We start from the raw sequence: 11,790 nt of genomic DNA, 5'->3' as shown, positions 1-11,790 counted from the left end.
GATATTCCTAGTGATGGGTGCGATCGTCTATGTTTATTCTTGTGGTTTGATGGCGCTTTTTGGGCTGCCGGCATACTTTCTTTTGAGAAGGAAGAACTTGGTGCGATGGTGGTCAGCGCTGCTAATAGGCCTCCTAGTTGGCGCCTTGATGGCAACCCTCATTCGACTACCTAACCAGCCGCGTGTTGAAGATTTATTGACGATGGCGCCCACAGGCGCGTTAGCCGGACTTGTCTTCTGGATGATCTGGAGCCGAGGAGTTAATCCGTCTGCCGGAAATCGAGTGACTAGGCCGAAAGCTCAAGAATGAACCGTAGGATCGCGTCTTGTATGGACCTATCAGGGTAATCCGTTTGGGGAGCAGCAGCCGACGTCAACGACGGGCTACGTGTTCAACCTGCGCTATCCCGGCCAGTACTACGATACGGAGTCGGGGACGAACTACAACCTGTTCCGGACCTTTGACCCGCCCAGTGGGAGGTACTTGCAACCGGATCCTATTGGGAAACAGGGCCAGGTTGAGTTCCTCAGCCCTGGCCGTTCCGCGGGCCGATGCGCTGTACCCACCGGGCACGGATCCTCCATGCGCGATGGCCGAAAGAGGGAAGGCTCATCTGTTTGAATGCTGAGCCGCAAGCTGGGGTACTCCATCTTTGCGCCACGCTGCTATAAGCCCATGCCGGATACGTGCACTTCGTGGCAGATCATCTGTGCGAGGCAGCGAATCGGACCGAAGGCAGTTTCTGCCGCACAAACAAAAGCCGCAACTCGTGCGGCTTTCGTAAACAACGGATGTACATGGTGGCCGGGGACGGAATCGAACCGCCGACACGGGGATTTTCAATCCCCTGCTCTACCAACTGAGCTACCCGGCCAGGGTTTCTTGGCAACGACAGTGCGGACAACCGCTTGGGCGGTCACGCGTTGCATGGAGCCGCGTATTAGACCGAACGGGCAGCTTTTCGTCAAGACTCGCTGTCGGGTGCGGTGAAGCCGGCGGCTTTGGCGAAGTCGCCGCCGAACAGGAATTTCTCCATCTCTTCGCCGAGATACTTGCGTGCCTTCGGATCGAGCGGGTTGAGCCGGTATTCGTTGATCAGCGTGGTCTGGTGGGCAAGCCACTGCTGCCATGCAGGTTTGGAGATCTCGGCGTAGATGCGTTGGCCGAGCGCGCCGGGCCACGGGGCGAAATCGAGGCCTTCGGCGTCGATGCCGAGCTTGGTGCAGTGGATGGTACGGCTCATGGTTTCTTCCTCGGATTGCAGGAGTGCACCCGGTGCGCTCCTACGGATGGATGGCGATGTCCAGCAACAGGGTACGTACGGGAGCCGGTAATCCAAGCGCGGTGAGTTCATCGGCGCTGCACCAGCGCAGTTGCGGATTATCGGCCACGCCGTTCTGTGCTGTCGCGCGATCGAACAGCAGCGGCTCGATGTCCAGCCGGTAGTGGCTGAACACGTGGGTGAATGGCGTGAGCGCCTGTGCGTCGTCGATCTGCGCATGTCGCTGCGCGATGCGCCAGGCGCCGTCCGGGTCGGCCGCTTCGGGCAGGCTCCACAGGCCCGACCACACGCCTTGCGGGCCGCGTCGTTCCAGCAGCACGCGGCCCTGGCGATCGCGCAGGACCAGCATCACCGTGGCGCGGGTGGGAATGGATCGGGTCGGTTTGCGGCTGGGCAATTGCGCGGTCAGGTCATCGCGACGGGCAATGCAGTCATCGGCCAGCGGGCAGGCCTCGCAGCGTGGACGCGAGCGCACGCAGAGCGTGGCGCCCAGATCCATGATCGCCTGGGTGTAGTCGGCGACACGTGTGTCCGGTGTGTGGGTTTCGGCGTGCTGCCACAGCTCCTTCTCCACCGCGCTTTCGCCGGGGTGGCCGTGGATGCCGTGGTAGCGGGTAAGTACGCGCTTGACGTTGCCGTCGAGGATCGGGAAGCGCAGTCCGTGCGCCTGCGCCAGGATCGCGCCGGCGGTGGAGCGGCCGATGCCGGGCAGGGTACACAGGGCGGCAAGGTCACGCGGCAGTTCGCCACCATGCTGCTCGACACAGATCTGCGCGGCGCGATGCAGGAAGCGCGCGCGGCGGTAGTAGCCAAGCCCCGACCACAGCGCCAGCACGGTGTCCTCGTCCGCGGCAGCGAGGTCGCGCAGGGTGGGCAGCGCGTTGACGAAGCGCTCGAAGTAACCGACCACGGTGGCGACCTGGGTCTGCTGCAGCATCACCTCGGACAGCCACACGCGGTAGGCATCGCGAGGGTGTTGCCAGGGCAGATCCTTGCGGCCGTGCTGGTCGAACCAGCGCAGCAGGCGTGTGGCGAAGGTTGCCGTCATGGCTGCTTGCGGGCGGCCGGTCTGGCCGGCGCGGTTGTACTGGCAGCGGAGGCGGGCACGTCGTCGCCAGCCTGAAGGGTCAGTCCTTCGATGCTGATGCCGCCAGCCTCGAACCTGGCGATTTCCGCATGGCCGTTGACGGGCGGCATGGTCAGTTGCGGACCATGCTCGTTGCCGAGCTGGCTCCACCAGTGCGCCAGTTCCAGCGGAGGCAGGCGCAGGTCGGCGTGATTGTCGGGCCCGTCCAGTTTCAGTGCGAGCAGCAGCGGGTTGTCCTGGTTGGCCGGGGTCAGGTGCAGCGAGATGTCGTACTGCCCGCTGTCTGCATGATCCAGCTTGCCGGCGAGACTGGCGGCAGCGTCGGCTGCACCATGCCAGTGCGCGCTGCCATTCAGCACCAGGGTCAGCACACTGCCTTGCGACAGATGCAGCTCGATGTTGTCCAGCTGCAGCGTATTGCCCTGGATGCGCGGTGTGGCGGACAGGCGCAGCCGCAATCGTGTCCGCGCTGCGGTGGTGGCGGACATGCTGACGGGAAACGGCCGGCCCGAGTTCAGGCTGCCGGCTTCGAGCGCGACATCGCCGAGCAGCAACTGGTCACCACGCACCACGCTGCCGCGGCTGATGCTGATGCCGGTATCGATGCGCGGGATGTTCGGTGGGGTGCCGGCCGGCCGCGCAGGCAGCGCGCTCACCCAGTGTTGCAGCGCATCCAGGTCGACGCGCGGAGAGTCGATCTCCAGCTGGGTGATCACCGGCGGGCCGCCGAGCAGGGTCTGCCAGGGCAATGCCAGCCGGCCACGCGAAGCAAGCAGGATCGGCGCATTGTCGCCCTGCGCGTTGAGCGTGATGCCGGACAGCACCAGCGCCGGGCGCGGAAACAGGGTGGGGCTGGCCGGGCTGGCCAGGTTCAGTTCCAGCCCGACGCCGCGCGCCTGAGTCTGCAGCATCGCGGTGAAGCGCTCCGGTTGCAGCAGCAGGTAGACGGCGATGACCACGGCGAGCGCGGCAGCCAGCACGAGACCGCCAAGCACCAGCAGGATCAGCCGCAACTGGCGTGACATCAGACTTAGTCCTTCACTTCAGTCATGGTCATGTCCGCTGCCGAGGCTGGCGGGCAGCAGGCCGTCGACGAAGGCCTCGGCCTCGAACACACGCAGGTCGGTGGCGGTTTCGCCAAGGCCGACGTACCGGATCGGCAGGCCGAACTCGCGCGCCAGCGCAAACACCACCCCACCCTTGGCGGTGCCGTCCAGCTTGGTGACGACCAGGCCGGTGACGCCGACGATCTGGCGGAACTGGCGTACCTGGTTCACCGCGTTCTGGCCGGTAGTGCCGTCGATCACCATCAGCACCTCGTGCGGCGCGTCGGCATCGAGCTTCTTCAGCACGCGCGCGATCTTGCCCAGTTCGTCCATCAGGCCGCCCTGGGTGTGCAGGCGGCCGGCGGTGTCGGCGATCAGCACGTCGATGCCGCGCGAGCGCGCCGCCTGCAGCGCATCGAAGATCACGCTGGCGGCATCGGCATCCTGGCCTTGCGAGATCACCGGCACCTGGTTGCGTTCGCCCCAGGTCTTGAGCTGCTCCACCGCGGCGGCGCGGAAGGTGTCGCCGGCGGCCAGCATCACGGCGTGGCGTTCGTCGCGCCACCGGCGGGCCAATTTGCCAATGGTCGTGGTCTTGCCGGCGCCGTTGATGCCGACGGTGAGCACGACGAAGGGCTGCTTGCCGCGTATGTCCAGCGGTTGCTCGACTGGCTTGAGCAGGGCGACCAGCGCCTCGCGCAGAGCAGCCAGCAGGGCGGGCGCATCGGCGAATTCGCGCTTGTGCATGCGCTTGCGCAGGCTCTCGACCAGCTCCGTGCTGGCCTCGATGCCGACGTCGGCGGTGATCAGGGTGGTTTCCAGCTCGTCCAGCAGGTCGTCGTCGAGCTTCGGATGGCGCACGAACAGCGAGCTGAGGCCGCGTGCGAATGCATTGCCGGACAGGCGCTCACGCCAGCTGCGTCTGGCAGGTGCCTCGGCGGTTGGCGCGGGTTCGCCGGCTGGCGCCACGAAACGCCCGGTGTCGGGCTGGGTTTCGGCGGGTGCGGCGATTTCCGCCAACGCCTCGTGCAACGGCGGAGCATCACTTTCCGGCACGTCGGCGTCGGCAGGCATCTTGGCGGCGGGTGGCTCCGCGGTCGTCTCGGTGGGCTTTTTCTTCCAGAACTTGAGCATTGCGGCCGTGATTCAAAGACAATGGGCGGCATGCTAACACCCCCATCCGTACTGGCCGCTGAGGGCCCGGTGTCTTGAACCGCGGGCGCAACGCCGCACCGGGGCGGATCCGCATCATCGGCGGCAGCCTGCGCAATTCGCGGCTCGACGTGCCGGATCTGCCGGGCCTGCGGCCCACCGCCGAGCGGGTGCGCGAGACCCTGTTCAACTGGCTGGCGCCCGTGGTGGAGGGCGCCTGTTGCCTGGATCTGTGCGCCGGCACCGGCGCGCTGGGGATCGAGGCGTTGTCGCGCGGCGCAGCCAGCGTGCAGTTCGTCGAGCCCGATGCGCGGGCGGCGCAGGCATTGCGCGGCAACCTCGAGCGGCTCAAGGCCGGCGCCGGCCAGGTAACCGTGGCAGAGGCGGGGACGTTCCTGCAGGGCACGCCGCAGCCGTACGACCTGGTATTCCTGGATCCGCCGTTCGCGCTGGGATTGTGGGCAGCACTGGCACAGCAGCTGGAGGCGCGTGGCTGGCTGACGGCGCAGGCCTGGATCTACGTGGAATCGCCGCGCAACGGCGCGCCGGCGCTGCCGCCGAGCTGGCAATTGCATCGCGAAGGTCATGCCGGCGAGGTGCGTTTTGCGCTCTATCGGCGCGCGCTTCCGTTAAGCTAGGGTCAATTCAGCTGCCTCCCTTCAGTCTCGTGAGCAAACCATTGGGCAATCCGCGCCTGGCCGTCTATCCGGGCACCTTCGATCCGATCACCAACGGTCATACCGATCTGGTGACGCGTGCCGCGCCATTGTTCGAGCGAGTGATCGTGGCGGTGGCCGACAGTTCCAGCAAGGGGCCCGGCTTCAGCATCAGCGAGCGCATCACCCTGGCCCGGCTGGCCCTGGCCGACCTGCCGAACGTGGAGGTGCGCGGTTTCGACTGCCTGCTGGCCAGCTTCATCGAGGAAGTCGGAGCCGGGGTAATCATCCGCGGCCTGCGCGCGGTGTCGGATTTCGAATACGAATTCCAGCTGGCCAGCATGAACCGGCATCTGATTCCGCGGGCCGAGACGCTGTTCCTGACACCGGCGGAACAATACAGTTTCATTTCCTCGTCGCTGGTGCGCGAGATCGGTCGCCTAGGCGGTGATATCTCCGGTTTCGTGCATCCGGCAGTACAACAGGCCATGCGTCAGCGCTGGCAGAAAAGCCGCCCCGGCTTCAACAAGCAACCCGAAACAGAAGGTGATAACCATGCGTAAAATCGCTCTCATTGCCGCCGTCGCGCTGACCGCCAGCCTGAGCCTGAGCGCCTGCAACAAGCAGGCTGACCAGCAGGATACCCAGCAACAGGTTCAACAGGCACCGAAGCCGACCGATCCCAACGATTCCAAGGGGTGGAACAACTACCTCGGCCAGATCGTGCAGAAGAACATGCAGGGCATGACGGCCAATCAGCCGTACGCCTACATGGTGACCGCGGGTACCACCGACGACGCCAAGGCGCAGAACGATCGCCAGCTGCAGAGCGTGCAGGACACCGTCGCCCGCGGTGTGCTGCCGGGCAACATGCTGGCCTTCGGCGGTCCGGTTTCCGCCACCACCGCCGACCTGATCGTGGCCGCCTTCAAGGATGCCAAGCCCGGTTCGTTCAAGGACGTGATCATCCTGTTCATCGGCGACAAGGCCGACGAACAGCGCGTCGCGGATGCCCTGAAGCCGACCGGCGCGACCATCCGCTTCGTTGCGATGTAAGCAGGCTGATGGCCGCGCCTGGCGCGGCCGCTCCCGACAACCCTCTCCCCGCCGGGGAGAGGGCAGGGTGAGGGGCTGCCCTCGCGTGGAACTGCATCGGAGATGCCCTGCCTGTTCGTGTGTCACGGGCCACACACCGCCCGACCTGTAGTATCGACTGCCATGTCCCTGAAAATCCTCGACACCTGCGTCAACTGCGATGTCTGCGAACCGGTTTGTCCGAACAAGGCGATCTCGCTGGGTGAGGAGTTCTACGTGATCGACCCGGCGCTGTGCACCGAGTGCATCGGTCACCATGACGAACCGCAATGTGTGGAGGTGTGCCCGGTCGAGTGCATCATCGTCGACCCCGCGCACGTCGAGTCGCATGAACAACTCGATCTCAAATACCGCCACCTGATGGCCAAGGAGTCTGCTGCATGAGCGTTTCCCTGCATGGGCGAGTGTTGGCCCTGAGTCTGTTGCTGACTGGTGGCGCGGCGTTTGCGGCCGATGGCTCGCCGAAAACCGCACCGGTCCATTCCGTACCGATGCAGCCGGCGCAGCTGCAGCAGCGTCCGGGGCATGCGGCGGTTGCCAGCGCCAATTATCTGGCCACCAACGCCGGCCTCGAAGTGCTGGCCAAGGGCGGCAATGCGTTCGACGCGGCGGTCGCGGTCGCATCCGCACTGTCGGTGGTGGAGCCGGAGAGCTCCGGCATCGGCGGCGGTTTCATGGCCGTGCTGCATCGGGCGAAGGACGGCCACGATGTGTTCATCGACGCTCGCGAGACGGCACCGGCCGCGGTGAACCCCAAGGATTACCTAAACCCCGATGGCAGTCCGAACCGCGATGCGGCCCTGAAGGGTCCGCTCTCCGCCGGCATACCCGGAGAACCGGCCGGCCTGGTGCTGATCGCGAAGCGCTACGGCAGGTTGCCCTTGCAGCAGTCGCTGGCTCCGGCGATCCGGCTTGCCCGCGACGGTTTCCAGCCGGATGCGCGCCTGCGCGGCTCGATCGCCGGGGAGCAGAAGGATATCCGGCGCTGGCCGGCTTCGGTTGCCAAGTATCTGCCGGACGGCAAGCCGCCTGTCGAAGGTGCGACCTGGCGCGACCCGGATCAGGCACGCACCTGGGAACTGATTGCCGCGCATGGCGACGACGGCTTCTATCATGGCGAGACCGCGCAGAAACTGGTGGACGCCGTGCGTGCGGCCGGCGGCAACTGGACACTGGCCGACCTGGCCGGCTACCAGGCGAAGGAGCGCACGCCGATCGTGGTGAACTATCGCGGCTATCGCATCGTCACCGCACCGCCGCCGTCTTCCGGTGGCGTGGCGATTGCCGAGATCCTCAATATCCTGTCCGGTTTCGACCTGTCGAAGATGGACCAGGCGCATCGCGTGCATACCATCGTCGAGGCGATGCGCCGCGCGTTCCGCGACCACAACGATTATCTGGGCGACCCGGATTTCGTGAAGATGCCGCTGGACATGCTGCTGTCACCGTACTACGCCGACGGCCTGCGTCAGGGCATCCTGCCGGACAGGGCGACGCCGTCGTCGATGCTGCCGCGGGCCGAAGCACCCGAGCCGGGCATGCACACCACCCACTTCTCGATCATCGATGCCGACGGCAACATGGCAGCGGTCACCTCGACGGTGAACTACGTCATGGGCTCTACCTTCGTCGCGGCGGGCACCGGCGTGCTGCTGAATGACGAGATGGACGATTTCGCGCTGGTGCCGAACAAGCCGAACGTCTATGGCCTGCTCGGCAGCGTGGCAAACGCGCCGGAAGGCGGCAAGCGCATGCTGTCGTCGATGTCGCCCAGCATTGTGATCGGCGCCGACCGCACCGCGGTGATCGGTTCGCCCGGCGGCTCGACCATCATCACCCAGGTGTTGGAAGGCATCCTGCATTTCATCGACGGCGAGAGCGCGCAGCAGATCACCGCGCACAAGCGCTTCCACCACCAGTACCTGCCCGATGAGGTGATGGTCGAAGATGGCACGTTCGACCCGGCCACCAGCGACGCGCTGACGAAGATGGGCTACATGTTGAAGCAACGCGAATCGTGGGGCTTCATGAATGTGGTGACCTGGGACCGCAAGACCAACCAGCTCGACGCGGCCAGCGATCCGCGTCGGCCGTCGGGCCTGGGCAAGGTGCAGTAAGGTCGGGGCATGGAACTGTTCTCGCTTCTGGGCAACTCACAGCAGCTCGATGGCGGCGCCATGTTTGCTCGACCCATCCATGGGTCTCACCCCGCGCTGCGCGCGGGGCCGCCTGCGGCGTCCGGATTCGTTCCTGACGAATCCGTGGCAATGGAGTATTGATTCGTCATGGAACTGTTCTCGCTTCTGGGTAACTCACAGCAACTCGATGGCGGCGCCATGTTTGGCAATGCTCCGAAGGCGCTGTGGTCGCGCTGGATTGTGCCGGATGCCGAGAACCGCATTCCGCTGGCCTGCCGCTGTCTGCTGGTGAAGGATCTGGACGGGCGGAACGTGCTGTTCGAGACAGGCATCGGTGCGTTTTTCGAGCCGGCGCTGCGCGAGCGTTACGGCGTGGTCGAGCCGCAGCATGTGCTGCTGGATTCCCTGGCAGGGGCGGGCTTGACCCACGAAGACATCAATGTGGTGGTGCTGTCGCATCTGCATTTCGATCATGCCGGTGGCCTGCTGGCGGCATGGGAGGAAGGCCAGTCACCGCGACTGCTGTTCCCGAACGCGCGCTTCGTGGTGGGTGCGGAGCACTGGCGGCGGGCACTCAAGCCGCATCCGCGCGACCGCGCCTCGTTCGTGCCCGAACTGCAGCCGTTGCTGCAGGCCAGTGGGCGGCTGGAGCTGGTCGAGGGCGAGTATTCGCAGATGCTGGGCGAAATGGTGCGCTTCAGTTATTCGGACGGCCATACGCCAGGCCTGATGCTGGCCGAGGTCGCCGGCGTGGTGTTCTGTGCGGATCTCATTCCAGGCCGCTTCTGGGTGCATCTGCCGATCACCATGGGTTACGACCGCTTTCCGGAAAAACTGATCGACGAGAAGCGCACGTTCCTGGACGACAAGCTGGCGCGCCAGGTGCGGCTGTTCTTCACGCATGACCATGATTGCGCGCTGGCGCGGGTGACCCGTGACGAGCGTGGTCGTTTCGGTACGGCCGACGAACAACTCGAGCTGTGTGGTGCGCTGCCGGCCATGATGGGAGTCGCCTGATGAAACTGGCCGGCGCCATGTCGGTACGTGGCCTGGCGTGCAATGTTGCTGGTGCCCTGCTGCTGCTTGCCGGTGTCGGACTGATCGCGATGACGGTACGTGGCCAGCTCAACTATCTGGCAGCTGTCGAACGGCATGGCGGCGAAGTGACCAGTCTCGCCGGCGACGCTGGCCCGCAGGCAGGCCAGCACGGTGCCATGGTGCGGCTGGTCGGAACGCCGCGGGTGGTGGAGGCGCCGCACGATCCGGATTTCAACCTGCAGGTCAATACGCCGGTGCTGGTGCGTCACGTGGAAATGTTCCAGTGGCGCGAGATCCGCATCGGCGACAGCGTGCACTACGAACTGGACTGGGTGGACCGGCCACTCGACGCCAGCCACTTCAAGGAGCCGGCCGGACACGCCAACCCGGCCAGCTTCCCGCTCAGCGGCAAGCAGTTCGATGCCGGGCTGGTGCAACTGAACGGATTCAAGCTGTCGCCGCAGCTGCTGCACGCGCTGCCCGGTTCGCAGCTGGTTGCACCGGATCCGAAACTGCTGCCGGAGAACCTCGCCGCCAGTTTCACGGCGTATCAGGATTACCTGGTGACCAGCACGCACCCGGGCGACCCCCGGCTGGGCGATTTGCGAGTGAGCTGGGACGCGGTGCCGCTACAGGAGATGACGATCGTCGCGCGCATCGACGGCGACAGGCTTGTCGCCGCTGCCGATGCCGCCGACGGCAAAGGTTATGACGTGGAGGTCGGCAACGTGCCTTTGCTCGATGTGTTTCCCGATCTGCCCGTGCCGCCGGCGCACGTCGTGAGCGAACAGATCCTGGCCGTGCTGCTGGCTGCGCTCGGTGCTTTCCTGTTGCTGGTGACGCATCGCATGCGCGGTGACGTGCTGCTGGCGCTGGCATCGGGTGCGCTGGCTGTGGGCACGGTGGCCAGCATGCTTTGGCTGGGGCGGGACGCGCTCATGTTGTGCGTATGGGCGGCAGTTGCATTGTCCGGTCTGGCTTGCGCGATCTGGCGCCTGCAGCGCACGCGTTGACCGTCGCCCGCCCGGTTCCGGATCCACGGGGTCGAACTAGACGGATGCTCAGCTAGGCACGTTTCCGTTCGCATTGGCATAGACCTGATCGGCCCATTGCGTGGCTTCCAGGTAGATGGTGGCCATCCGCTGGATGCGTTGTGGCTGCGCGTGCTGGCTGGTCAGCTTGCCAGCCTCCCAGGCGAGGATCTGCTCCAGCAGGGGGCCGAACGGGCCGCCTCGACCGGTCAATGCCTGGCTGATTTCCGGCATCAGCCGCAAATGGGTCAGCAGGAATTCCATCGGTGCGCACATCAAGGTATCGAGCAGCGAGAACAGGCCGACGGTGAAGGCCATTTCCTGATGGCCGTTGGGCATGCCGCTGGCCAGCTTCTCGCACATATGGGCGCGGATCAGCGCAGCGCGCAGCAATTCCGGCGGCCGGTCGTCCATGCCGCACAGTGACATGGTGTCGATCCAGTTGCGCATGCGCGTAACGCCGAAGAAGATCGCTGCCTGCTGCACCGACTTCAGCTGCCTCGGCAGCGCGAAGTAGGCCGAGTTGACGCAGCTGAGCAGCTTGTAGCTGAGCACCGCGTCGTCGCGGATGATGTTGCCCAGCTCGACCGGGCCCTGGTTGGTTTCCTGCAGGGCGCGCATCAGTCGCAGCATGCTCAACCGGTTGGCGGTCAGCACCGGCACCGCTTCCGGTTGGGGTATCAGCAGATAGCGCCCCTGGATGGCCTGCAGCGGCAATTCCAGGCAGCGCTGGTAGGTGGTGTGGTCGTTCACTTCACCGATGATCACCCAGATGCCGCGGGCGTTCAGCTGTTCGGCGCGCTCGCGCAAGGCTTCGAGCGACATCTGACTGGCGTTGAGGCGCACGAACTGCACTATGTGCAGCAATGCCTCGATGGTCACGCTGCCGTCCAGGTCGAGGCCGGATGCATCGAGCATGAGCTGACAGCCGCGCTGGGCCATCTGCTGCAGGCGCTTCATCAGCGCCGCGTCGGTGGCTACCTCCGGTTGCAGCAGTACGCCCAGACGTGGCTGGTGAAGCAGGGCATCGAAATCCTCGGGCAGCAGATCGGCAGGCAGGTTCAGGAATGCACGATTGCCACGCACAAGCCGGGTCAATGCACCATCAGTGATGGTGGACAGCACACGTTGCAGCAGGGTCTGCTCATCGCCGGGTTCGCGATGAAACATGATCTCGTAGGCAAACAGCAGGCGATTGCAATCCAGCATGGGCACACGCAGCACCGGCAGAGGTACCGGCATCGTCGGAATGCTGATATCGGGT

12 protein-coding genes, 1 tRNA gene and 1 pseudogene are annotated in these 11,790 nt (G+C 65.2%); 8 read left to right on the top strand and 6 right to left on the bottom strand.

All coding sequences use genetic code 11. The features are described 5' to 3' along the window. Positions 1 to 358: 358 nt before the first annotated feature. Positions 359 to 622: pseudogene (locus ACYVKM_RS00610) on the top strand (RHS repeat-associated core domain-containing protein); the annotation flags it as partial. Between the two features lie 177 nt (positions 623 to 799). Here the strand turns inward: ACYVKM_RS00610 and ACYVKM_RS00605 are convergent. The 5 genes from ACYVKM_RS00605 to ftsY all read right to left on the bottom strand — a co-directional run bounded on the left by ACYVKM_RS00605 (position 800) and on the right by ftsY (position 4,550). Then, positions 800 to 875 (bottom strand) — tRNA-Phe (locus tag ACYVKM_RS00605). Between the two features lie 90 nt (positions 876 to 965). Continuing rightward, on the bottom strand, positions 966 to 1,244 hold the full coding sequence (locus tag ACYVKM_RS00600; RefSeq protein WP_460875049.1) for an oxidative damage protection protein: 279 nt from the start codon (positions 1,242 to 1,244) through the stop codon (positions 966 to 968). Between the two features lie 40 nt (positions 1,245 to 1,284). After that, positions 1,285 to 2,331, bottom strand: a complete 1,047-nt coding sequence (mutY, locus tag ACYVKM_RS00595; protein WP_460875048.1) for an A/G-specific adenine glycosylase — start codon at positions 2,329 to 2,331, stop codon at positions 1,285 to 1,287. Continuing rightward, positions 2,328 to 3,395, bottom strand: a complete 1,068-nt coding sequence (locus tag ACYVKM_RS00590) for an AsmA family protein (protein WP_460875047.1) — start codon at positions 3,393 to 3,395, stop codon at positions 2,328 to 2,330. The genes mutY and ACYVKM_RS00590 overlap by 4 nt, the downstream gene beginning before the upstream one ends. An 18-nt stretch (positions 3,396 to 3,413) precedes the next feature. Beyond that, positions 3,414 to 4,550, bottom strand: coding sequence for a signal recognition particle-docking protein FtsY (ftsY, locus tag ACYVKM_RS00585; protein ID WP_460875046.1), 1,137 nt, complete (start codon positions 4,548 to 4,550; stop codon positions 3,414 to 3,416). Positions 4,551 to 4,624: 74 nt separating this feature from the next. Between ftsY and rsmD the strand changes: the two genes are divergently transcribed. From rsmD to ACYVKM_RS00550, 7 genes are all read left to right on the top strand, one after another. Continuing rightward, on the top strand, positions 4,625 to 5,206 hold the full coding sequence (gene rsmD / locus ACYVKM_RS00580) for a 16S rRNA (guanine(966)-N(2))-methyltransferase RsmD (protein ID WP_460875045.1): 582 nt from the start codon (positions 4,625 to 4,627) through the stop codon (positions 5,204 to 5,206). A 41-nt stretch (positions 5,207 to 5,247) separates the two neighbouring features. After that, positions 5,248 to 5,787, top strand: a complete 540-nt coding sequence (gene coaD, locus ACYVKM_RS00575; protein ID WP_460876470.1) for a pantetheine-phosphate adenylyltransferase — start codon at positions 5,248 to 5,250, stop codon at positions 5,785 to 5,787. Continuing rightward, complete coding sequence (locus tag ACYVKM_RS00570; protein ID WP_460875044.1) at positions 5,780 to 6,280, top strand: hypothetical protein; 501 nt, start codon at positions 5,780 to 5,782, stop codon at positions 6,278 to 6,280. Before coaD ends, ACYVKM_RS00570 begins: the two co-directional genes overlap by 8 nt. Before the next feature lie 162 nt (positions 6,281 to 6,442). Further along, entirely contained in the window at positions 6,443 to 6,703 is a 261-nt protein-coding gene (locus tag ACYVKM_RS00565) for a YfhL family 4Fe-4S dicluster ferredoxin (protein WP_460875043.1), read from the top strand. Beyond that, positions 6,700 to 8,436 carry a gamma-glutamyltransferase gene (gene ggt, locus ACYVKM_RS00560; RefSeq protein ID WP_460875042.1) on the top strand — a complete coding sequence of 579 codons (1,737 nt, stop codon included), beginning with the start codon at positions 6,700 to 6,702 and terminating at the stop codon, positions 8,434 to 8,436. Before ACYVKM_RS00565 ends, ggt begins: the two co-directional genes overlap by 4 nt. 168 nt (positions 8,437 to 8,604) lie before the next feature. Next, on the top strand, positions 8,605 to 9,474 hold the full coding sequence (locus ACYVKM_RS00555; protein WP_460875041.1) for an MBL fold metallo-hydrolase: 870 nt from the start codon (positions 8,605 to 8,607) through the stop codon (positions 9,472 to 9,474). Further along, the gene (locus ACYVKM_RS00550; RefSeq protein WP_460875040.1) at positions 9,474 to 10,508 is read left to right on the top strand and encodes a TMEM43 family protein; all 1,035 of its coding nucleotides are present in this window, start codon (positions 9,474 to 9,476) and stop codon (positions 10,506 to 10,508) included. The genes ACYVKM_RS00555 and ACYVKM_RS00550 overlap by 1 nt, the downstream gene beginning before the upstream one ends. Positions 10,509 to 10,556: 48 nt before the next feature. Here the strand turns inward: ACYVKM_RS00550 and ACYVKM_RS00545 are convergent, their stop codons facing one another. Further along, positions 10,557 to 11,768, bottom strand: a complete 1,212-nt coding sequence (locus tag ACYVKM_RS00545; RefSeq protein ID WP_460875039.1) for an EAL and HDOD domain-containing protein — start codon at positions 11,766 to 11,768, stop codon at positions 10,557 to 10,559. Positions 11,769 to 11,790: the final 22 nt, after the last annotated feature.

This window comes from Rhodanobacter koreensis (assembly GCF_054782855.1).
The sequence above is the reverse complement of the archived record's forward strand: the minus strand, read 5'-3'. Positions and strand labels throughout refer to the sequence as shown.